Raw genomic sequence first — 20,544 nt, forward strand, 5'->3', positions numbered from 1 at the left:
TATCGCTTTCCCCGCTGGCCGGGCGTATTTTTGATCTATGTCGGCGATGGGCCTTCCGCCTGGCGCCGTTGGGACTGCGGGATCGAAGGGAGCCAAGTATGTCCATTTTCCGGCGCAGGAAAAGCACGTTCGAGCGCAAGCAAGCCGCTGCTGCATCTGCCCAGCAGAAGGACTTCCGGGAGGGGTACGTCCACATCCAGGGGAGTGAGAAGAAGGCCGACGAATTGGCGATGAGGGCTTACGGGGACAAGGACGGCGACGGCAAGCCGGACGTACCCTTCATGCCGTTCCCGGGATAGCCCCGCCGATGAGGTAGCCGGGAACCGCTTAGTCGCGGAATAACGCTAGTTGGAGCAAATGCAGAACGGGTGCCCGGCGGGGTCCAGGAACACCCGGAAGGTGGTACCGGGCTGATTCTCGTGCTTGACAGCGCCGAGGCCGACGACGGCGGTTTCCGCTGCGTCCAGGTCATCGACAACGATGTCGAGGTGCATCTGTTGGGGATGTTCCTGTGAAGGCCACTGGGGCGGCGCATAGGAGTTCACCTGCTGGAAGCAGATGGCCTGACCGTAGTCGGCGCGGATTTCGACCCAATCCGCCTCTCCTTTGATCTCCCAGTCGAGCATGGAGCCATAGAAAGCTGCCAGCGCTTCGGGGTCCGGGCAGTCAAGAACGATCGTTGGAAAGCGTGCAATAGCCATGTCAGCGAGATTAGCGGCCATTGCGGACAACCTGTGTCCGTATGCCACCGGTCGTCGTCACGGGCTAGCCGGCAGCACGCAAAACTCGTTACCGGAAGGGTCTTGGTAGGTCCGCCACGGCAACCCATTCGGCTGCGCAGTCACTTCACGGCCGCCGCGCTCTGCAATGGCCACCGCAATGCCATCTGGGTCTTCCCCGGGATCGAGCCGAACGTCGAGGTGCATCCGGTTCTTCACGTTTCCCTTCGCACGCAGTTCGTCACACAGTTCGAGGACCGGGCCCCGCCGGGAAGAGTGCCGGAGGGAACGCGGCACTTGGGTCGAGGGCGTCCACCCAGTCAGCCATGACCAGAAAGCTGCGTCCCGGTCAGGATCAGCCGAGTCGAGCGGAATCCCCGCGATCGGCCCGGTGTCCTCAAAGGCTGGCCGGTCCCCCATTACACAGCAGGGATTCCCCTCCGGGTCTGCCAGTACCACCCAGGGAACCTCGCCCTGGCCGATATCGAGCCGGAGCGCACCCAATCCGATCAGCCGCTCCACCTCCTGCTCCTGGCGGTACCCGCCGTGGAAGTCGAGGTGGATTCGCGGTTCCGCCGACGGTGGCTCCGGCACGCGCTGGAAACACAGATCCAGTGTTGGTCCGTCCGGTATCGCGAGCCTCGTTTCGAACCCGTCATGCTCATCAGTGAGCCTCTCCCCGCCGACCACCGTCTCCCAGAACCGGCCGAGTCGCTGCGGGTCAAGGGCGTCGAACACCACATTCTCCAGGTACATGGATCTCACCGTAGGCCAGTCGCAGCCCACTGCTCAACGCATCGGCGCTTCAAGGGCTGTGAAGATCCAGCACGACGACGACGGCGGCCACCCGCCGCCGGAGGTGAGTCCCGCCGTCGGGCTGGGCGGGTGAGCATGGCTAGGCTGGGTGGATGGCGACAGTTATTCTCGTGCGGCACGGCCGCACCACAGCGAATGCTTCAGGCATGCTGGCCGGTCGGGCCGACGGCGTCAGCCTGGATCAAATTGGCCGCGACCAGGCGGCGGCAGCGGCTGACCGGCTCGCGGCCGTACCCATCCTTGACGTAGTGTCGAGCCCCCTTGAGCGGTGCCAGGAGACCGCCCAGTTCATCCTCAAGCGCCAGACGGGCGCCCGACGCGCCCCGCTCGACATCAGTCTCGATTCCGATCTCACTGAATGTGATTACGGCCAGTGGCAGGGCCGCACGCTTAGCGATCTGGCCAAGGAGAATTTGTGGTCGGTCGTGCAGTCGCAACCGTCCGCCGTGACCTTTCCCGGCGGCGAGTCCATGGCTGCGATGCAGGCCCGATCGGTAGCGGCGATCCGACGCCGCGATGCGGTCCTTGAGGCGGAGCACGGGCCAGGGGCTGTGTGGGCCGCGGTGAGCCACGGCGACATCATCAAGTCCATTCTCGCCGACGCGCTCGGCATGCACCTCGACCTGTTCCAGCGCATCAGCGCGGGTCCGGCTTCAATTTCAATCGTGCACTACGGTGCGGTTCGGCCGACGGTCCACGCAACCAACACCGAAGCCGGGGATCTGTCATGGCTGGCGAACACTGTGAACTCCGACGATGCGCCGGTGGGCGGTGGTGCAGGGCACACGCCGTCATCAGCCCGATCAGCCCGATCAGCCCGATCAGCCCGATCAGCCTAAAATAGTCCTATGCCTACAACTGTTCACGAGTTTGCCTGGCCTGACCGCGTCGTCGTTGGCACCATTGGTGTTCCCGGGCAGCGCACGTTCTACCTGCAGGTGCGCACCGGAAAGCAGATCGTGAGTATCGCGCTGGAGAAGCAGCAGTCGGCCCAGCTTGCCGAGAAGATCGACGAGATCCTCGACCAGCTCATCACCCTCGAGGGGAACCCCTTCAGCGTTCCCACGAGCACACCGATCGAACTGGTCGACAATGACCAACTCGAGGCGGTGGAGGAGCAGTTCCGCACCGGCGTGATGAGCCTGGCGTGGGATCCGACGACGGCGCAGCTCGTCATCGAGGCCTACCCGCTTCCCGACGGTGATGCTGAGGACGACGCACTTCTCGAGGACGACACTGACGCGTCCGAGGTGCTGCGGGTGCGGATGCCGGTCGGTACCGCCCGTGCGTTCGCCAAGCGCACGCGGGAAGTTGTGGGCGCCGGGCGTCCGATCTGCGCGCTCTGCGGTGAGCCCATCGACACCGACGGTCACACCTGCGCCATTCCCGAGGCCTGATGCCGGCGCCCGACCTCGCGACCGCCGAGCTGACGCTCACCGGTCGCATCACGACGGCGTCGAACGCGACATTCCTGGGCAGCATCGGCGACACAACCGTGGTCTACAAGCCGGTTGCGGGTGAACGTCCGCTCTGGGATTTCCCCGATGGCGCCCTGGCCCACCGGGAGGTAGCCGCCTACCTCGTCTCGGAGGCTCTCGGGTGGAACGTAGTCCCGCGCACCTGGCTGCGTGACGGCCCGTTCGGCGAGGGAATGGTGCAGCTTTGGCAGGAGACGGATCCTGACCAGAACGCGGTGGACCTCGTCGCGGCGGACGAGGTACCGGAGACGGGATGGAAGCAGGTCCTCGAAGGTCAGGACGAGCAGGGCCGTATGGTCGCCCTCGTCCACGAGGATACGTCGGCGCTCCGACGCATGGCGGTGTTCGACGTGATCGTCAACAACGCCGACCGTAAAGGCGACCACATCCTTCCCCTGAGCACCGGTCACCGGTACGGCGTTGACCACGGGTTGACTTTCCACAGCGAGCCCAAACTGCGCACGGTGCTCTGGGGTTGGCTGGGAGACCCGCTGACCACCGAAGAGCTCGACGGCGTCAAACGTGTGAGCGAGGCATTGCAGGGTGAACTCGGCCAAGACCTGGCGGACCTGCTCACCGTCGACGAAATTGCTGCACTCACCGAGCGCTGCGCCGTGTTGCGCTCCGCTGGACGGTTCCCGGCACCAAGAGGACGGATGTCAGCGGTGCCCTGGCCGTTGTTCTAGAGGTCCCAGTCCTAACGGGAAGCGCGGAATCATGCGGCTTCTGCAGCCCGTCCGCAACTCCGTGCCCTATGCGTGCCCCTCCCACTAAGAGCTGGTTCTGCCGTCGCGCTGGACCTCGACACGCACTCCCAGTCGACCTGGCTGGACGCTCAAGCGAAACTCGTAATCGACGACGCGCCCGATGATGTTGCCGAGGACAAGCCGGTCGTTGTCTCGAAGCAGGATACGAGTTCGAACAGCCTGTCGAACAGCCTGTCGAACAGCCAAGTAAACGCTATCCGTAGCGTAGTCTCCATTTGTCGGCGGTTTGAAGTGCATAGGATGCCGGTGTGGACCCACGGGGGACTTGCTGCCGCGATCCAAGCGAAAACTAGTCCCTCACCGAGCGGTTTAGGGCAGCGACGGTAGATCAATGGCGCCTCCTGATCGAGTAACCGACTTGGTAGAGCGGAACGCTCTGCGAGACTATTGGCGTATGACCAGCGAGTCCGAAGCACCTATAGAAGCGCCAGATTCCGCTTTTACTATCCATTCGCTGAACAACTACACGAACGTCTATGTCTCCTCGAGTGCAACAGCGCTCAACCTCGACAGCGAACATGTAGGCGACCTGATTCACGAGTTGCATCGCGAGACGACCCGAGAACTCGCCAAAGGCGGCGTGAAGTACACCAACCTGCGATGGGCGCTGACTCCTCGAACGACACATGCGGAGGTCGCTTTCCTCTTCGACTCCACCGCCGTCGGGAGCAACTACTACGGGTTCGAACTCTCGAAAGCTTGGTTGCCGGCGCTTTGGCGTCACGGGCCTCATCGGACAGCGATCAGCCAGGGCGACATACTCAATGCGCCGCCGGACTGGGTTTGGAAAGAACTAGACGAGCACCTTGTCCGCACGGACGACTTTCCTCGATTGGCCACCGAACAGTACTACGCCCTCTATCTCACGAATATGTCGCGAACACAGGTCAGCACGATGGACGCCGCACTGCGAGATTCGACCGCCGCGTACTTGGGGTACATCGACTGCTCAACATGGACTCCACTCAAGTCGTTCATGCTGCTTCCGCAGTACGCGATCCGCGACGACGATGCGCTCGTCGTTCCAGCCGACGAGAACGGCTCACCGCACGTCATCCCGCCCACCACAGACAACGGTTTCCGCCTCGTCGGAGTGGAGGAGCCGCTCTACGGCGTGCTACTCGACCACCGGATGGACAATGGCATACCGGAGTGGGCGGACGAAGACAGTGCGCTCACGCTCACTGCGCTTGGTGGCATGCAGAGCCCGCTCAGAGAGCTGAAGCTTGATCTCGACGAGCGACGGTTCAACCATCTGACGAGCGAGACCAATGGCCACAGAGCCTCCTTTCGCAGGGCTGGACTGGATGGACTGAGTCGCGAGGAACTCGTCCAGGCGATTGAAGCCAAGATCCGGAGCGGTCTCATGTTCCACCTGCGGTTCATCCGCGGGACCCGTGATGGCGAGCCCGCTCCCGAGAACAACGCTCTAATGTTCACCGTGCCAGTGGAATTCCCCGACGACACGGCCAAGGTCCGCCGCTACCAGGTCGGGATCAAGTACACCCCTGCAAGTCACACGGGAGAAGTGGTGACGTTTCATTAGCTGTGATGTCCAGGGAGATTTGTCAGCCTGGTGACCGGTTGTCTGGGACCGTGGGACGAGTCTTTAGGAATAAGTGCGCGGGGTCGCTCAGGGCGTCCCATCAGGTGCGGCAAATCTGCACCCGCGCGCCGACAACCTTGCGGGGGCCGCGCGCCACTCGAAACTGTCGGTGCCTTGTGACAGGCTTGAAGCAGTTACTTCGACAACACATGAAAGAAGGTGCACGGTGGTCGACCTACACCCAACGACCCACCTACAGGCCGCCGCCTGGGTGCCCGACGACGATCCCGAGCGTCCTTGGGATGAGGCGGCAGAACTGGCTACCGACTGGATCCGGGAGCGCAGCGAGGCCGAGGGCGTCAAGGTACTGCTGGTGACCAACACTTTCCAGAACGCTCGGGGCATCGAGAGCCTGGAACAGATCGCTCGGGAGGGTGGTCAGGCCACGCCGCAGGGCAAGGAGCGGTTCGAACGTGGTCCGGTGCTGGCCTACGTGCCGGACGAGCGGACCTTGAAGCTCGCTCTCAACCTGGCTCGCGGGTACTCGCTCGCCGTGGTCGAGACCGTGAGCTTCCCATTGGCCGAGTGGGCGTCCGACTCCGGTGCGATCAACCTGCTGGACGGCAGTACCAACGCCAGCAACCTGTCCGATGACGTAAAGGCCGACCTTGACCACGCGCTATTCTTCGGTGGCAACAACGGCTGAACCGGGTCACACGAGAAGAAGCACGCCCGCAATCATCTTGCACATCACGTCCGGGCAGGTCAACTCGCTCCGGAGCAAGCGGTGTCCTACGTCATGGCCAAGGGAATCTCAGACCGAGGCGCCACGCGCCTCCGCCTGCTGCTCGAGCAGATTCGGTGAAGTAACGTCATGGCAGGAGCGAAATTCTTCAAGTACCACTGGAACCGGCTGGAGAAAGGTTCCATTGTCGTCGTCAGCCTGAGCAAGGCGGCCAACGTCCGCCTCATGGACAGCACCAACCTCAACGCCTATAAGAATGGACGAAGCCACCGCTACAGCGGTGGTCTGGTCACGAAGACACCATTCCGTATCCACATACCGCGCACCGGCAGTTGGTACCTGACGATCGATCTCATGGGGCTCAAAGCCACCAGTGTCCGGCACTCGGTAGAGGTGAGATCCGCCGCCACTGCCTACCGCGAAGTCCGCCCCACTCCAGTCCCTGAGTGGTATCCGCCACGAGCGTCCTCCTATCGTGCCGGACGACAACGGCGAGACTTGGGACGTGTTTATCTCCCATGCCGGTGAGGACAAGGAGGCGGTCGCGGAGCCGCTCGCCGAAGAGTTGCGAGCCCGCGGGCTCAAGGTATGGCTCGACAAGACCGAGCTGCGTATCGGGGACAGCCTGCGCCGCAAGATCGACTACGGGCTCGCCCATAGCACGTTCGGTGTTGTCATCCTGTCCAAGTCGTTCTTCGCCAAGGGGTGGCCGCAGTACGAGCTGGACGGGATCGTGGGGATGAGCGTGAGCGGCGACCAGCGGATGCTGCCGATCTGGCACGAGATCTCTCGAGACGAGATCGCCAGGCAGTCGCCCTCCTTGGTCGACAAGATCGCCCGTAGCACCTCCCTGAACACGGTGGCGGAGATTGCGGACGAGATCTTCAAAGTCGTCCAGACGCCGTAGGTGCGTAGCTGCATCCAGTAGCTCTACAAGGCAGTCTTCGCAGGCACGACCGCGCGAAGGCAAAGCGGCGTGAGTTCGGCGCGTGCTGGACGAACTACATTTCGGTCCGCCCTGGGGCATCGACGGGCAGAACGTTGGCTTCAGAACCTTTGATATCCTCGCTGTCACGCGGGAGCCCGCTCCGGTCGATCCGGCCCTGACCTTCTCGGAGTGGATGGCTCCCTACGGGCGCCGCTGGACAACGGCCGTACGCCCTCGCCGCGGCGACGTCCGGACGGTACCCTCCGCCGAAGGCAGAGCGGATTCAGTACCCGATCTGCTCCACATCGGAAGAGTTCAAGAAACAAGCAAAGCGACTGATGACCGTTTCTATCCTTTGGGCCGGGCTAGATCATGGCCCCTAGAAGTCCCAGTCCTCATCCTCAGTATTGACGGCCTTGCCGATCACGTAGGACGAGCCCGAGCCCGAGAAGAAGTCGTGGTTCTCATCCGCATTCGGTGACAGCGCCGACAGGATCGCCGGGTTCACGTCAGTAACCGAGGACGGGAACATTGCCTCATACCCAAGGTTCATCAGTGCCTTGTTGGCGTTGTAGTGCAGGAACTTCTTGACGTCCTCCGCCAGCCCCACGCCGTCGTACAGGTCGTGGGTGTACTGGACCTCGTTCTCGTACAGCTCGAACAACAGCTCGAACGTGTAGTCCTTGATTTCCTGGCGCTTCTCCGGCGTAGCCTTCTCCAGCCCGCGCTGGAACTTGTACCCAATGTAGTAGCCGTGCACAGCTTCGTCGCGAATGATCAGGCGAATCAGGTCTGCGGTATTCGTCAGCTTGGCACGCGAGGACCAGTACATCGGCAGGTAGAAGCCGGAATAGAACAGGAAGCTCTCCAGCAGCGTCGAGGCGACCTTGCGCTTCAGCGGATCGTCACCGCGGTAATAATCCATGACAATCTGAGCCTTCTTCTGAAGGTACTCATTTTCCGTGGACCAGCGGAACGCGTCGTCGATCTCCTTGGTGGAGCACAGCGTCGAGAAGATCGACGAGTAACTCTTCGCGTGCACAGCCTCCATGAACGCGATGTTGGTGTACACCGCTTCCTCATGCGGCGTCACCGCATCCGGAATCAGGGAGACGGCGCCAACGGTGCCCTGGATGGTGTCCAGCAGGGTCAGACCCGTAAACACCCGCATGGTGAGCTGCTGCTCGTCATGCGTCAGCGTGTTCCACGACTGCACGTCGTTGGACAGGGGCACCTTCTCGGGCAACCAGAAGTTGTTGACCAGGCGGTTCCAGACCTCGACATCCTTGTCGTCCTGGATACGGTTCCAGTTGATCGCCTCAACGTGCGACAGCAACTTAACCTTCTCGGTCATTTCGGCCCCTTGTCCCGTTCGTTCGATTCGCCCGTAACGGGCGGTTAATTCCACTAGTTAATGTACGACGACAGCGGGCCTGGCTCATCCATGCCGGCCCACCGACGTCGTCGTACTTTAGTTGCCTGAAGCTACTAAAGCATGCAGCTGACGCAACCCTCCACCTCCGTGCCCTCCAGCGCGAGCTGGCGGAGTCTGATGTAGTAGAGCGTCTTGATCCCCTTGCGCCAGGCGTAGATCTGAGCCTTGTTAATATCGCGGGTGGTGGCGGTGTCCTTGAAGAACAGCGTCAGCGACAGCCCCTGGTCCACGTGCTGGGTGGCAGCGGCGTAGGTGTCGATGATCTTCTCGAAGCCGATCTCGTACGCGTCCTGGTAGTAATCCAGGTTGTCGTTCGTCAGGTACGGTGCCGGGTAGTAGACGCGCCCGATCTTTCCTTCCTTGCGGATCTCGATCTTCGCGGCCACCGGGTGGATGGAGGACGTCGAGTTATTGATGTAGCTGATCGAGCCCGTGGGCGGCACGGCCTGCAGGTTCTGGTTGTAGATTCCGTGCTCCATGACGGTGGCCTTCAGCTCACGCCAGTCCTCCTGCGTGGGGATGTGGACCTTGGCGAACAACTCCTCGACCCGCTCAGTCTGTGGAACCCATTCCTGCTCGGTGTACTTGTCGAAGAACTCACCGCTGGCGTACTTGGACTTCTCGAAGCCGCCGAACGTCTGCCCGGTCTCCTTCGCCAGCAGGTTCGAGGCCCGCACGGCGTGGTAAACCACCGAATAGAAGTAGATGTTCGTGAAGTCCAGGCCCTCTTCGGAGCCGTAGTGCACGCGCTCCCGGGCGAGGTAGCCGTGCAGGTTCATCTGACCGAGCCCGATGGCGTGCGAGGAATCGTTACCCTTGGCGATCGACGGCACCGAACTGATGTGGGACATGTCGGACACTGCCGACAGCGCACGGATGGCCGTTTCGATGGTGTTGCCGAAGTCAGGCGAGTCCATGGTCTTCGCGATGTTCAGCGAGCCCAGGTTGCAGGAGATGTCCTTGCCGGTGTCCGCATAGGAAAGGTCATCGTTGTAGGTGGTGGGCTGGGAAACCTGCAGAATCTCCGAGCACAGGTTGGACATGATGATCTTGCCGTCGATCGGGTTGGCCCGGTTCACGGTGTCCTCGAACATGATGTACGGGTAGCCGGACTCAAACTGGATTTCCGCGAGGGTCTGGAAGAACTCGCGGGCCTTGATCTTGGTCTTCTTGATCCGCGAATCATCAACCATCTCGTAGTACTTCTCGGTGACCGAGACATCCGAGAACGGCATGCCGTACACGCGCTCGACGTCGTAGGGCGAGAACAGGTACATGTCCTCGTCCTTCTTCGCCAGCTCGAACGTGATGTCCGGGATCACAACGCCGAGGGACAGCGTCTTGATGCGGATCTTCTCGTCCGCGTTCTCACGCTTGGTGTCCAGGAAGCGGTTGATGTCCGGGTGGTGCGCGTGCAGGTAGACAGCCCCGGCACCCTGGCGGGCGCCGAGCTGGTTAGCGTAGGAGAAGCTGTCTTCGAGGAGCTTCATGACCGGGATGACGCCGGAGGACTGGTTCTCGATCTGCTTGATCGGTGCACCGACCTCACGGATGTTGGTCAGTGCGAAAGCCACGCCGCCGCCGCGCTTGGACAGCTGGAGCGCCGAGTTGATGGAGCGCCCGATCGACTCCATGTTGTCCTCGATGCGAAGCAGGAAGCAGGAAACCAATTCGCCGCGCTGACGCTTGCCGGCGTTGAGGAACGTCGGCGTGGCGGGCTGGAAACGGCCCTCAATGATCTCGTCCACCATGCGGCCGGCAAGTTCCTCGTCACCCCGCGCAAGGTGCATGGCGACCATGCACACGCGGTCCTCGTAGCGCTCCAGGTAACGCTTGCCGTCAAACGTCTTCAGTGTGTACGAGGTGTAGAACTTGAACGCGCCGAGGAACGTCTCGAACCGGAACTTCTTGGAGTACGCGCGGTCGAAAAGGCCGCGGATGAAGTTCATCGTGTACTGGTCGAGCGTTTCGCGCTCGTAGTACTCGTTCTTCACGAGATAGTCGAGGCGTTCCTCGAGGTCGTGGAAGAACACGGTGTTCTGGTTGACGTGCTGCAGGAAGTACTGGTGCGCCGCTTCTCTGTCCGCCTCGAACTGGATCTCCCCGTTCGGTCCGTACAGGTTGAGCATCGCGTTCAGCTCGTGGTAGCCGAGCCCGTTGAAACGCTCGGGAAGTGCGGGGGCTTCTGTTTCAGCGACGGTCATGTCCAAAACTCTTCCAATCCTTGGGTTACCCGGTCAACGTCCTCGGACGTTCCCATGAGCTCAAATCGATACAAAACGGGAACACCGCACTTGGCGGCCACGATGTCCGCAGCCAGGCAGTAGGTGTCCCCGAAGTTGGTGTTTCCGGCGCCGATGACGCCTCGAAGCAGCGCGCGGTTCTCCTCGACGTTGAGGAATTTGATGACCTGCTTGGGCACCGCACCGTTTCCGTTGACCCCACCGTAGGTCGGCAGGATCAGGACGTACGGGCTGTGTGCGCACAGCGTGTCATCTTTGGTGAGGAGCGGAATGCGGGCCGACCGGACAGGCAGTCTGCTGACGAATCGATGCGTGTTATCCGACGTCGACGAGAAATAGATCAACGCTGCGTCAGTGTCCACCGCACCCCCAGTTGCCTGTGCGCTTGTGCCTCGATCGATGGTTGACGTTGTCATACCGACCGCATCCGCCCCTCGCGAGTAGGTGTGGCTTCAGCGGGCTCTAGGCGACTGAAGTAACAGCGCCCTGGGCGATCTCGTTGATCTTGTCAGGGCGGAATCCGGACCAGTGGTCCTCGTCAGTGATGACGACGGGAGCCTGCATGTACCCGAGCGAGCGAACCCGCTCCAGCGCCGCCGGATCCTGCGAGATGTCGACGCTCTGGTAGGCGATGCCCTTCTTGTCCAGAGCCCGGTAGGTGGCGTTGCACTGTACGCATGCTGGCTTGGTGTAAACCGTGACGGTCATGTCCCTAACTCCCCTTGTGAAGTGCTGCTATTCGGCGAATGTTGGTGGGCTTCAAGCCGCACATCTTCCGAAGATCTTCAGGTGATGCGCCAGACTGCCTCGCCAGCAAGTTTTCGATATCTAGATACTACATCTAGTGCAACGCAGTGGCGCCGACCCCAAGATGATGTATTACAAGTATGTCATTTACCCGCCTGTTAGTCCACAGGTAATCCACACCTTCCAGGCCTGCGGAAGCGCTCAAATCCGCGGTTCCACCCATCCCGGTCCACAGCCTGTGGAGCGTTCAGTGCACAGAAACTTTGTGAGCGTGTCGCGCAAACTTCGGCGTGTCGCGAGGATCGACTCCGGCCCGCGGCACCCATTGCGAGGTCCACCAAGTGTAGGGCAGAATCGAACCTGTGTTCGAACACTATAAGAAGCAGAACACCTGCGTTATTCCCGACGACGGCGGCCATCCCTGCGGCCGTCCGGCGGTCGATTCGCCGTTCGCACTCTGCGCGGCTCATGTCGCCGTCGTCGTTGAATGGGCGGGTACCGAGGTGGGCACCGCAGACTCACTGCCGTCCGCTTGTCCTGGGTGCGGATCGCGGATCGGTGTGCGCTATCCCTCGGCCTGGGTCTGTGGGACCTGCGAGTGGAAGCTGGGCGATGTCCTTGACGAAGGGCTGCCTCCGCCCAGGGTGGATGTGGTCTACTACATCCGCTTCCGGAACCGGATCAAGATCGGCACTACCGCCAATCCCCGGCAACGCCTCGCCAGACTGTGGCACGATGACGTACTCGCGTTCGAGCGCGGGGACAGGCTGGTGGAACGACGGCGGCATCAGCAGTTTGCGCAGTTGCGGCTGGAACGCTCCGAATGGTTCAGTGTCGCGCCGGTCCTCGAAGATCACATCGCCGAGCTCGCCGCGGGCGTTGAAGACCCGTGGGCACGCTACGCCCGCTGGCTCAGCGAGGCCGCCGCACTCCGCGGCTGACCTGGGAAATCGAAGGCCTGGACTGTCTACTCCGGGCGCCGGGCCAGGATCTGGTCAACGCCCATGCGCCCGTCCCGGAAGGTCATCATTCCACCCACCAGGTAGAGCCGCCACACCCGGGCCACTTCCTCGCCCATCATCGCTACGGCCTCATCCCAGTTGGATTCAAAGGTGTCCAACCAGGCAGCGATGGTGCGGACGTAGTGTTCCCGCATAGCCTCGACGCCCCGGATTTCAAACCCGGCTCCTTCGATCAGGTTGACGGTGTCCCCGATCGGGCGCATGTGCATGTCCGGTGCGATGAAGGACTCAATGAACGGTCCCCCGCCGGGATGCCGGCCGGAGCGTGACATCTGCTGGATCAGTACCTTCCCGCCCGGCCTCACGTTCCGGAACAGCGTGGACGTGTAGACGCCGTAGTTCGACTCCCCCACGTGTTCCCCCATCTCCAGTGACGCGACGGCGTCGTATGGCCCGTCTGCCACGTCGCGGTAGTCCTGCAAGCGGATCTCCACACGGTCCTCGAGTCCCCGCTCGGCGATGCGCCGGTCAATGAAGGCTTTCTGCTCCTTCGCGATGGTCACCCCCGTGACCTTCGCGCCGAAATGCTCCGCAGCGTACAGGCTGAGTGAGCCCCAACCGCAGCCCACGTCAAGGAACCGCTGGTTGGACATTGTGTCGAGGCCAACCTTGCGGCACACGAGGTCCAGCTTGTCCCGCTGTGCGTCTTCCAGCGTGTAGTCGGGTGCCTCGGAGCGCCAATAGGCGCAGGAGTACGCCATGTGGCGGTCCAGGATCAACTGGTAGAAGTCGTTGGAGAGGTCATAGTGGTGGCTGATGGCCGCGCGGTCCCGCAGCAGGCTGTGCAGTTTCCCCGTGATCTTCGCCTGCGACCGCGGTGCGGGAAGGGGTCCGCCCAGGACGCCGAGGTCCCGGGCGAGCTTCCCGAGTTGGAGCAGCAGCTGGGGAGTCAGCTTCGGCATTGAGAGGCCACGGTTTCCCACCACTGTCCACAGGTGGGTGAGCGCGCCCTCAAGTGAGCCCGGAACGTCGAGTTCTCCCGTGACGTAGGCCTGGGACGCCCCAAGTTCTCCCGGGCTCCAGAGGATGCGTCGCAGTGCGTCGGCGCTGTTCAGCTGGACTTCGGGCGCTCCAGCCGGACCGGCAACGCTCCCGTCCCATGCGCTCAGGCGTACGGGAAGCTCTCCGCCCACTATCGGTTCCAGGATGCGTGCGATGGCCGGCGCCACGTTCCGGTTGATGCCTGCGGACTGCCGGTCCTGCTGCGTATTGGTCACTGGGAACTCCTCATGAGGGACGGCGGTCGAAGATCAGCTGTTGGACATCGAGGTAGCCGGCCTGGAAACCGGCGCGCGAGTAGCAAAGGTAGAACAACCACATCCGCTGGAATACCTCGTCGAAACCCAGGTCCTCAACCTCCGCGCTGTTGGCCAGGAACCGCTCCTCCCACAGCCGGAGGGTCTGTGCGTAGTGGTCTCCCATCGACAGCCGCTCGCGCACGCGCAGGCTGGTGGAGCGGTCCGTGATGTCCTCGATAGCGCGCACGGAAGGTATGAAACCGCCGGGGAAGATGTACTTGTGGATCCAGGTGTAGGAACGGCGGGTAGCCATCATCCGCTCGTGCGGCATGGTGATCGCCTGGATGGCAACGCGCCCTCCGGGAGCGAGAAGCCGGTCGATCGTCTGGAAGTAGACACCCCAGTACTCGTGCCCGACGGCTTCGATCATCTCCACCGACACGATGGCGTCGTACTCTCCCTCCACCGCCCGGTAGTCCTTCAGTTCCACCCTGACCTGCCCGGAGAACCCGGCCTCTGCGATGCGCTCTTCCGCCAGTTGCTTCTGTTCGCTGGACAGGGTCACTGAGACCACGTGCGCTCCGCGCCGGGCTGCCCTGATGGCCAGCTCTCCCCAGCCCGTACCGATCTCGAGCACGCGTGTCCCCGCACCGACCGAAGCCTGATCCAGCAGGCGGTCGATCTTGCGCTGCTGTGCCTCGGCGAAGTCCTCCCACCGGACGTCGAGGAGCCGCGGACCGGCGGCTTCGAACAGGGCGCTTGAATAGGACATGGTGTTGTCCAGGAACAGCGCGAAGAGCTCATTGGAGAGGTCGTAATGCCGGGAGATGTTTGATCGGGTGTTGGCTGTGCTGTTGCGTTCCTTCCGCGGCGGCTTCGGCAAGTAGAGCCCGCGCAGCTTCTGGAGGGGAACCGGCACGAGGTGCGCTGCCTGCGCCGCGAACACCTCCATGACGGATGTGAGGTCCGACGCCGTCCAGTCCTGCGCCATGAACGACTCGCCCAACCCGATGAGCCCGTTGTCGCCCAACCTCGCGAAGAAGTCCCCCGGCCGGTGGATCCGCATCTCAGGGGTGTTGTCTTCCAGAGTGCGGAGGCGTGCGCCGCCCAGCACGGTCCCGTCGTCGTACACGACCCGCAGCGGCAGCCGGTTCACGGCCGCGGTGAAGATCTTCTCGGCGAGCGCCGCGGCTATGCGGGTCCGCGGGCCGGAGGGAACGTATGCGATCCCCGGCCAGATCTGCGGATCGACGTTGGCGCGGGACCGGCTGACGGTGGTGCTCATCTCACTGGCTCCTGTTGTTCATGGTGTTCTCTGGCGTGGACGGGAAGTCGGCGCAGCCAGAGTCTAATTCCCTGCCACCGTATCTGCACGGCCACCCGGAGCGGCGCCATCGGTATGGCGGCGGTCATGCGGATGATGTTCCACGTCGTGGCGGGCATCCGGCGTCCGGTCATGGTGGCGATGAAGGGCGAGTGGTCCGGCCGGTGGAGGGTGATGGCGATGGCCAGTTGCTCGTCCGGTTGCGGCACGCGCATGTCATAGGTGCCGGAGACGTCGTTGAACGGTGAGACGTAGAACTCCTTGGCCACCTCGGCGCGCCCGCCGTGGTCAGGCTGGAGGAGGTAGCAGTGCCGCTCACCGTAGGTGTTGTGCACTTCGGCGATGACGGCGCTTGGCTCACCGTTTCTGTCGTGGCACCAAAAGAGGGTCAACGGGTTGAAGACGTGGCCGAGCACCCGGGCGCTGCCCAGCATCGTGACGGTGCCGCCGTCGTCGTCGATTCCCCGGGAGGCAAGGAAGGCCGACACGTTGGACCGCAGCGACGACGCCGGGTCCCCCAGATGGTCGGCCGGTGAAAATACCGCAAAGGGACGCAGCCACCTTGGCAACTGCGGCAGCTCGTCGAGGTCCACAAACCAACTGAAGCTCCGGTAGGTGAATTCGTTGCGCAGCGGGCTTCGCCGGACGTGACGGATGTTTGTCGCGTAGAGGCTTGGTTTCATACCGGCGAGTCCACGAGGTCACCGTAGTCGGCATCGGTATCGAGGAGCCACAATCCGCCGAGGCGTTCAGCGGCCCGGCGGCCGGACAGCGCACCATCTTCGTGGAATCCCCACCCATGGTAGGCGCCCGCGAAGGCAACAAGCTCATCGCTCAGCTCTGCCAACCTGCCCTGGGCCGCAAACGAGGTGGGTGTGTACTGGGGGTGGTCGTAGGTCATGGTTTCGATCACTTTTGACTGATCGATCCGGTCCTCGCCGAGGCTGACGAGGAACCGCCGACCTGCGCTGGCATCAAGGCGCTGCAGCCGGCTCAGGTCATAGGTGACCAGGACGCGGTCAGGCTGCGTGTGGCAGGCGGGCAGGCGGTAGTTCCAGGAAGAACGTGCGTTCTCGCTTCGCGGCAGCACAGATTCATCGGTGTGGAAGAGTGCGTGATTACGCGAATACGGCAGGAAACCGAGGACCGCTTCCTCGAGCGGGGTAGGTTCACCCAGCATCGCCAGAGCCTGTTCGGGGTGCGCGGCAATCACCGCGCCGTCAAAGAGCCGCGATTCACCGTCCGCGGTCACGACGACGCCGTCAGCCACCTTCCGGACGCCCGTCACCGGGGTGCCGAGCAGGACCTCGTCGAGACTGTCGGTGATCTTCCGCACGTACTCACCGGATCCCCCTGTCACGGTTCGCCACTGCGGCGAATTGCGGATGGTGAGCATGCCGTGGTGGTCAAGGAAGGTGAACAGGTAGCGCGCGGGATACTGAAGCGCTGTTCGAGGATCACAGGACCAGACCGCCGAGACGACGGGTGTCATGAAGTGGGCGGTGAAGTAGTCGCTGAACTTCCCCCTGCTGAGGAACTCGCCCAGCGTGGCGCCGTCGTCGTCGGCCGTTTCTGTTTCCCGCAGCAGCGCCCGGGCGCTTGCCTGGAAGCGCAGGATCTCAACCAGCATGCGCAGGTAGCGTCCACGGGTGAAGGACCGCGGCTGCGCGAACACGCCCTGTCCGCCCTTGGCGCCGGCGTACTCCAGCCCGCACCCGTCGCAGCGCACCGACATGGTCATGTCCGATTCCTGCGTTTGGACACCGAGTTCCTCGAACAGGCGCGTGAGGGTGGGATAGGTGCGGTCGTTGTGGACGATGAACCCTGTGTCGACGCCCGTGATGCTGCCGTCCGCGAGTTCCATCGGGTGGGTGTGGGCATGTCCGCCGGCGCGGTTGTCCGACTCGTACAGGGTCACCGAGTGGTCGCGCTTGAGAATCCAGGCGGCGGTAAGCCCTGCGACACCGCTCCCCACAACCGCGATACGACGCCGTCCGGGAATGTGGGTGTCGTCGGCACTGCCTGTCATCTAAGCTCCTTTTTCGCGATCAGCAGGAGCCGACGACATGTCGTGCGAAGCTAACCCTGCTGCTTGAGATAGTTCGGATATTGTTCGGAGACGAAACGAAACCGGATTGGTCAGGTGACTCTTACCGATCCGGTGCGGTGGAAGGATGGGGACGTGGTCAATCCTGTTCATCTTCGAACGCTGCTTGAAGTTATCCGGCACGGCTCCTTCGCCTCCGCCGCCGCACGCCTGGGATACACGGCGTCAGCTGTGTCGCAGCAGATGTCCGCCCTGGAACGCGATACCGGTGTCACGTTGTTCACGCGCTCCGCACGGAGCGCCGTGCCTACGGAAGCCGCCGTCGTGATGTCCCGGCATGCCACCAAGGTGCTCACGGACATCGACACGCTGATGGCCTCCACGGCCAAAGCCGGGGCGGCGACGTCACAGGAACTGCGGCTCGGGATCTTCCCCAGCCTCGCGACGTTCGCCCTCCCCCGGCTCCTGCGCACGCCGCAGTGGCAGCAACTCGGGATCAGCCTGAAGGTTTTCGTCGGGGAACCGGCGCAAACCATCCACGGACTGCGGACGGGCGGGGAACTGGACCTCGCGCTGGTGTTCCAGGTGGGACAGGGCGGACTTGCCTGGCCGTCCACCGTGAACCGGCAATGGATCGGGGACGACAACTTCCGGGTGGTGCTTCCCGCCGCGTGGGGGATCCCGGAAGGCTCGGCCGTGTCCGCAGAGCAACTGGCTGACATGCCCTGGATCATGCATCATCCCGGCACGGCCGATGCCACGGTCATCGAGCGGCTCTTCGCGAGCTGCAACCTGCACCCCCGCATCGCTGCGCACTGCGACGACTTCAACGCCAGCCTGGAGATGAGCGCCGCAGGATTGGGTGCGGCGCTGGTCCCCGAACTGGCGATGCTGCACGCACCGCAGGGCATCGTGGCCCTCGATGTGCCGGAGATCCGCCTCGCCCGCAGTATCTTCGCCCTGCAGATCGCCGGGAAGCAGACCACCCAGGTGCGTCTGTTCATGGATCAGCTGGCGGACATCCTGAAAAACCGCAGCATTGCCCCGCGAATCACCCGCCGTCCGGCCTGAGGCCCGTTAAACTACGCTGAGTGCGCAAATCATCACCGCTTCACCGAAGCGAAAGGTGGTGATCTGCGCACTCAGCGCGTCACAGGTTTAGGAAACCGGCGCCTCTAGCTGCGCACGCACAGCAACTGTGGCGTTCACCAGGTTCCGCAGCGACTCCTCGGTTTCGGTGTAGCCGCGGGTCTTCAGGCCGCAGTCGGGGTTGACCCACAGCTGACGGGCCGGGACGTGCTGGACGGCCTTCTCGAGCAGCTCGGAAACCTCGTCCTGGCCGGGAACCCGCGGCGAGTGGATGTCGTACACACCCGGGCCGACGCCGCGCTTGAAGCCGTGGGACTCGAGGTCATGCACCACCTCCATCCGGGACCGGGCAGCCTCAATCGAGGTTACGTCGGCGTCCAGGCCGTCGATGGCGTCGATAATCGCGCCGAACTCGGAGTAGCACAGGTGCGTATGGATCTGCGTGGATGGCGCCGCGGATGCCGTAGAGAGCTTGAACGAATCCACGGACCACACGAGGTAATCGGGCTGGTCTGCCTTCCGCAGCGGCAGCAGTTCGCGCAGAGCCGGCTCATCCACCTGAATGACCTTGATACCGGCGGCCTCGAGGTCGGAGACCTCGTCGCGGAGGGCGAGCGCAACCTGGTTGGCGGTTTCGCCCAACGGAAGGTCGTCACGGACAAAGGACCACGCGAGGATGGTCACCGGCCCGGTGAGCATGCCCTTGACCGGCTTCTCGGTCAGCGACTGCGCGAACTGCGCCCACGGCACCGTGATCGGCGCCGGACGGCTGACGTCGCCCCAGAGGATTGAGGGGCGGGTGCAGCGCGAACCGTAGGACTGGACCCAGCCGTGCACCGTGACGTCGAAACCGTCGAGGTTCTCGGCGAAGTACTGGACCATGTCGTTGCGCTCGGGCTCACCATGAACCAGGACGTCGAAGCCGAGGTCCTCCTGCAGGTCGATGACGCGCTTGATCTCGTCCTTCATCAGCTGCTCGTACTGCTCAGCCGTAAGGTCACCCTTGTTGGCGCGGGCACGGGCAGAGCGCACCTGGGCCGTCTGCGGAAAGGAACCGATCGTGGTGGTCGGCAGTGCCGGCAGCCCGAGGGCCTCATCCTGTGCGGCGAGCCGTGCGTTGTAGTCTCCACGGGAGAAGTCCGACGGTGAGAGCGCGGCAGCGCGGTCCCGGACCTCCTTGCGGTTCACTCCGGCGGCACCGGCCCGCGAGGACAGGACCTCGGCAGCGCCTGCGATTTCGGCGTCGATCGCACCCGGGTTGCCGATCAGCTTCGAGAGGGTGACAACCTCAACGACCTTCTGTTCCGCGAAGGCGAGCCAGCTGCGGAGCTGGGCGTCGAGCTGCTGCTCGTCCTCGACGTCGTGCGGTACGTGCTGCAGCGAGGAGGAAGTGGAAACCGCGAGCGAGCCGACCGTTGCCTCAAGCTCGGTCAGCTTCTGCGCGGCCACTCCGAGGTCCGCTTTCCAGATGTTGTGACCGTCAACCAGGCCTGCAACCAGGGTGGTATTACCGAGTTTGGAGAGCTCCGAAGCAGTCGGCACGGTGCCCTTGAAGGCGTCGATGTGCAGTGCGTCGATGTCTGTTCCGGCCAGCACCGGGAGCAGCGATCCGAGGGAGCCGTACTGAGTAGTGACCAGGATGGCCGGACGCTTCGTGGTTTCTGTGGCCAGCACAGCATAGGAACGCTCGACGGCGGCAGCGACCTCTGCTTCGTCGATGACCTGGTCAGCCACGAGCGAGGGCTCTTCCAGCTGAACCCACTTCACGCCGGCAGCTGCGAGCTTGCCGAGCAGCTCGACGTACAGCGGGAGGATGTCCTCGAGGCGGGACAGCGGGTTGAAGCCGGCCGGCGCCTCGTCAGCGGCCTTGCTGAGCAGCAGGAACGTGACCGGGCCGATCAGGGTGGGACGCACGCTGTACCCGGCTTCAGCGGCTTCAGCAACGTCGCGGAGGATCCAGTCGTTGGCAAGCGAAAGCGCGGTGTCGGGACCGATTTCGGGAACCAGGTAGTGGTAGTTGGTGTCGAACCACTTGGTCATCTCAAGCGGCTGGCGTTCCTTGTCGCCGCGGGCCAGCGTGAAGTAGGCGTCGAGACCGAGCGAGCCGTCGGCGTCGTACAGGTCCTTGAAACGGTCTGAGACGGCACCGAAGGTGACGGCGGTATCCAGAACCTGGTCATAGAGCGAGAACGACGCCGGGATGGAGTAGTTGCCTGCGTCAAAGCCGAGCGCGGACAGGCGTCCGTAGGTTGTTGTGCGCAGCTCGCGGGCGGTCTCCTCAAGTTCAGCGGTGGTTATCCGGTCCGCCCAGTACGCTTCCACCGCTTTCTTCAACTCACGACGGCGGCCGATGCGCGGGTAACCGACGATGGTTGCCTTGGGAAATTCAGTGCTCATTTC

At 63.1% G+C, this 20,544-nt stretch carries 22 protein-coding genes; 11 read left to right on the forward strand and 11 right to left on the reverse strand.

Going from position 1 to position 20,544, the window contains the following annotated elements; genetic code table 11:
* Positions 1-98 precede the first annotated feature (98 nt).
* Positions 99-299, forward strand: a complete 201-nt coding sequence (locus ACX80C_RS01470) for a hypothetical protein (protein WP_459324447.1) — start codon at positions 99-101, stop codon at positions 297-299.
* A 45-nt stretch (positions 300-344) separates the two neighbouring features.
* Here ACX80C_RS01470 and ACX80C_RS01475 read toward each other — a convergent pair whose 3' ends face one another.
* Positions 345-701 carry a VOC family protein gene (locus ACX80C_RS01475; protein ID WP_459324448.1) on the reverse strand — a complete coding sequence of 119 codons (357 nt, stop codon included), beginning with the start codon at positions 699-701 and terminating at the stop codon, positions 345-347.
* A 57-nt stretch (positions 702-758) separates the two neighbouring features.
* Positions 759-1,475, reverse strand: a complete 717-nt coding sequence (locus ACX80C_RS01480; protein WP_459324449.1) for a VOC family protein — start codon at positions 1,473-1,475, stop codon at positions 759-761.
* On the opposite strand from ACX80C_RS01480, the gene ACX80C_RS01485 reads away from it, so the two are divergent.
* The 8 genes from ACX80C_RS01485 to ACX80C_RS01520 all read left to right on the forward strand — a co-directional run bounded on the left by ACX80C_RS01485 (position 1,474) and on the right by ACX80C_RS01520 (position 6,978).
* Positions 1,474-1,608: a hypothetical protein gene (locus ACX80C_RS01485; protein ID WP_459324450.1), complete on the forward strand. Its 135-nt coding sequence runs from the start codon at positions 1,474-1,476 to the stop codon at positions 1,606-1,608. The two genes, ACX80C_RS01480 and ACX80C_RS01485, sit on opposite strands and share 2 nt — an antisense overlap.
* Before the next feature lie 19 nt (positions 1,609-1,627).
* Positions 1,628-2,374 (forward strand): MSMEG_4193 family putative phosphomutase, encoded by a 747-nt coding sequence (locus ACX80C_RS01490; protein ID WP_459324451.1) that lies wholly within the window; start codon positions 1,628-1,630, stop codon positions 2,372-2,374.
* Between the two features lie 9 nt (positions 2,375-2,383).
* Positions 2,384-2,932, forward strand: coding sequence for a DUF3090 domain-containing protein (locus ACX80C_RS01495; protein WP_459324452.1), 549 nt, complete (start codon positions 2,384-2,386; stop codon positions 2,930-2,932).
* On the forward strand, positions 2,932-3,699 hold the full coding sequence (locus ACX80C_RS01500) for an SCO1664 family protein (protein ID WP_459324453.1): 768 nt from the start codon (positions 2,932-2,934) through the stop codon (positions 3,697-3,699). Before ACX80C_RS01495 ends, ACX80C_RS01500 begins: the two co-directional genes overlap by 1 nt.
* 475 nt (positions 3,700-4,174) lie before the next feature.
* Positions 4,175-5,326, forward strand: coding sequence for a hypothetical protein (locus ACX80C_RS01505; protein WP_459324454.1), 1,152 nt, complete (start codon positions 4,175-4,177; stop codon positions 5,324-5,326).
* A gap of 226 nt (positions 5,327-5,552) precedes the next feature.
* Entirely contained in the window at positions 5,553-6,032 is a 480-nt protein-coding gene (locus tag ACX80C_RS01510) for a hypothetical protein (protein WP_459324455.1), read from the forward strand.
* Positions 6,033-6,200: 168 nt separating this feature from the next.
* On the forward strand, positions 6,201-6,599 hold the full coding sequence (locus tag ACX80C_RS01515; protein WP_459324456.1) for a DUF1883 domain-containing protein: 399 nt from the start codon (positions 6,201-6,203) through the stop codon (positions 6,597-6,599).
* Complete coding sequence (locus ACX80C_RS01520) at positions 6,577-6,978, forward strand: toll/interleukin-1 receptor domain-containing protein (RefSeq protein ID WP_459324457.1); 402 nt, start codon at positions 6,577-6,579, stop codon at positions 6,976-6,978. Before ACX80C_RS01515 ends, ACX80C_RS01520 begins: the two co-directional genes overlap by 23 nt.
* A gap of 400 nt (positions 6,979-7,378) precedes the next feature.
* On the opposite strand, the gene nrdF is transcribed toward ACX80C_RS01520, so the two are convergent.
* From nrdF to nrdH, 4 genes are all read right to left on the reverse strand, one after another.
* On the reverse strand, positions 7,379-8,353 hold the full coding sequence (gene nrdF / locus ACX80C_RS01525; RefSeq protein WP_459324458.1) for a class 1b ribonucleoside-diphosphate reductase subunit beta: 975 nt from the start codon (positions 8,351-8,353) through the stop codon (positions 7,379-7,381).
* A 134-nt stretch (positions 8,354-8,487) separates the two neighbouring features.
* On the reverse strand, positions 8,488-10,638 hold the full coding sequence (nrdE, locus tag ACX80C_RS01530; RefSeq protein WP_459324459.1) for a class 1b ribonucleoside-diphosphate reductase subunit alpha: 2,151 nt from the start codon (positions 10,636-10,638) through the stop codon (positions 8,488-8,490).
* On the reverse strand, positions 10,635-11,093 hold the full coding sequence (gene nrdI, locus ACX80C_RS01535; protein ID WP_167992621.1) for a class Ib ribonucleoside-diphosphate reductase assembly flavoprotein NrdI: 459 nt from the start codon (positions 11,091-11,093) through the stop codon (positions 10,635-10,637). Before nrdI ends, nrdE begins: the two co-directional genes overlap by 4 nt.
* 46 nt (positions 11,094-11,139) lie before the next feature.
* Positions 11,140-11,385 carry a glutaredoxin-like protein NrdH gene (gene nrdH / locus ACX80C_RS01540; protein ID WP_459324460.1) on the reverse strand — a complete coding sequence of 82 codons (246 nt, stop codon included), beginning with the start codon at positions 11,383-11,385 and terminating at the stop codon, positions 11,140-11,142.
* 401 nt (positions 11,386-11,786) lie between these two features.
* Between nrdH and ACX80C_RS01545 the strand changes: the two genes are divergently transcribed.
* Positions 11,787-12,365: a GIY-YIG nuclease family protein gene (locus ACX80C_RS01545; RefSeq protein ID WP_459324461.1), complete on the forward strand. Its 579-nt coding sequence runs from the start codon at positions 11,787-11,789 to the stop codon at positions 12,363-12,365.
* A 26-nt stretch (positions 12,366-12,391) separates the two neighbouring features.
* On the opposite strand, the gene ACX80C_RS01550 is transcribed toward ACX80C_RS01545, so the two are convergent.
* Genes ACX80C_RS01550 through ACX80C_RS01565 form a run of 4 tightly spaced genes read right to left on the reverse strand, consistent with a single transcriptional unit; the run spans position 12,392 to position 17,037 of the window.
* A complete protein-coding gene (locus ACX80C_RS01550) occupies positions 12,392-13,663 on the reverse strand; it encodes a class I SAM-dependent methyltransferase (protein ID WP_459324462.1) in 1,272 nt (423 codons plus the stop codon).
* A 10-nt stretch (positions 13,664-13,673) separates the two neighbouring features.
* Entirely contained in the window at positions 13,674-14,969 is a 1,296-nt protein-coding gene (locus ACX80C_RS01555; RefSeq protein ID WP_459324463.1) for a class I SAM-dependent methyltransferase, read from the reverse strand.
* A complete protein-coding gene (locus tag ACX80C_RS01560; protein WP_459324464.1) occupies positions 14,966-15,691 on the reverse strand; it encodes a DUF1365 domain-containing protein in 726 nt (241 codons plus the stop codon). Before ACX80C_RS01560 ends, ACX80C_RS01555 begins: the two co-directional genes overlap by 4 nt.
* The gene (locus tag ACX80C_RS01565) at positions 15,688-17,037 is read right to left on the reverse strand and encodes an NAD(P)/FAD-dependent oxidoreductase (RefSeq protein WP_459324465.1); all 1,350 of its coding nucleotides are present in this window, start codon (positions 17,035-17,037) and stop codon (positions 15,688-15,690) included. The genes ACX80C_RS01560 and ACX80C_RS01565 overlap by 4 nt, the downstream gene beginning before the upstream one ends.
* 153 nt (positions 17,038-17,190) lie before the next feature.
* On the opposite strand from ACX80C_RS01565, the gene ACX80C_RS01570 reads away from it, so the two are divergent.
* The gene (locus ACX80C_RS01570) at positions 17,191-18,126 is read left to right on the forward strand and encodes a LysR family transcriptional regulator (RefSeq protein ID WP_459324466.1); all 936 of its coding nucleotides are present in this window, start codon (positions 17,191-17,193) and stop codon (positions 18,124-18,126) included.
* An 87-nt stretch (positions 18,127-18,213) separates the two neighbouring features.
* Here the strand turns inward: ACX80C_RS01570 and metE are convergent, their stop codons facing one another.
* Positions 18,214-20,541: a 5-methyltetrahydropteroyltriglutamate--homocysteine S-methyltransferase gene (gene metE / locus ACX80C_RS01575; RefSeq protein WP_459324467.1), complete on the reverse strand. Its 2,328-nt coding sequence runs from the start codon at positions 20,539-20,541 to the stop codon at positions 18,214-18,216.
* Between the last annotated feature and the right edge of the window lie 3 nt (positions 20,542-20,544).

This window comes from Arthrobacter tecti, from assembly GCF_054511355.1.

What these genes read in the sequence shown, in the direction of transcription:
- metE (WP_459324467.1), bottom strand. Translation starts at nt 20,541, where the DNA reads ATGAGCACTGAATTTCCCAAGGCAACCATCGTCGGTTACCCGCGCATC.
- ACX80C_RS01475 (WP_459324448.1), bottom strand. Translation starts at nt 701, where the DNA reads ATGGCTATTGCACGCTTTCCAACGATCGTTCTTGACTGCCCGGACCCC.
- nrdE (WP_459324459.1), bottom strand. Translation starts at nt 10,638, where the DNA reads ATGACCGTCGCTGAAACAGAAGCCCCCGCACTTCCCGAGCGTTTCAAC.
- ACX80C_RS01490 (WP_459324451.1), top strand. Translation starts at nt 1,628, where the DNA reads ATGGCGACAGTTATTCTCGTGCGGCACGGCCGCACCACAGCGAATGCT.
- ACX80C_RS01505 (WP_459324454.1), top strand. Translation starts at nt 4,175, where the DNA reads ATGACCAGCGAGTCCGAAGCACCTATAGAAGCGCCAGATTCCGCTTTT.
- ACX80C_RS01485 (WP_459324450.1), top strand. Translation starts at nt 1,474, where the DNA reads ATGGATCTCACCGTAGGCCAGTCGCAGCCCACTGCTCAACGCATCGGC.
- ACX80C_RS01555 (WP_459324463.1), bottom strand. Translation starts at nt 14,969, where the DNA reads ATGAGCACCACCGTCAGCCGGTCCCGCGCCAACGTCGATCCGCAGATC.
- ACX80C_RS01495 (WP_459324452.1), top strand. Translation starts at nt 2,384, where the DNA reads ATGCCTACAACTGTTCACGAGTTTGCCTGGCCTGACCGCGTCGTCGTT.
- nrdF (WP_459324458.1), bottom strand. Translation starts at nt 8,353, where the DNA reads ATGACCGAGAAGGTTAAGTTGCTGTCGCACGTTGAGGCGATCAACTGG.
- ACX80C_RS01500 (WP_459324453.1), top strand. Translation starts at nt 2,932, where the DNA reads ATGCCGGCGCCCGACCTCGCGACCGCCGAGCTGACGCTCACCGGTCGC.
- nrdI (WP_167992621.1), bottom strand. Translation starts at nt 11,093, where the DNA reads ATGACAACGTCAACCATCGATCGAGGCACAAGCGCACAGGCAACTGGG.
- ACX80C_RS01565 (WP_459324465.1), bottom strand. Translation starts at nt 17,037, where the DNA reads ATGACAGGCAGTGCCGACGACACCCACATTCCCGGACGGCGTCGTATC.
- nrdH (WP_459324460.1), bottom strand. Translation starts at nt 11,385, where the DNA reads ATGACCGTCACGGTTTACACCAAGCCAGCATGCGTACAGTGCAACGCC.
- ACX80C_RS01470 (WP_459324447.1), top strand. Translation starts at nt 99, where the DNA reads ATGTCCATTTTCCGGCGCAGGAAAAGCACGTTCGAGCGCAAGCAAGCC.
- ACX80C_RS01560 (WP_459324464.1), bottom strand. Translation starts at nt 15,691, where the DNA reads ATGAAACCAAGCCTCTACGCGACAAACATCCGTCACGTCCGGCGAAGC.
- ACX80C_RS01515 (WP_459324456.1), top strand. Translation starts at nt 6,201, where the DNA reads ATGGCAGGAGCGAAATTCTTCAAGTACCACTGGAACCGGCTGGAGAAA.
- ACX80C_RS01480 (WP_459324449.1), bottom strand. Translation starts at nt 1,475, where the DNA reads ATGTACCTGGAGAATGTGGTGTTCGACGCCCTTGACCCGCAGCGACTC.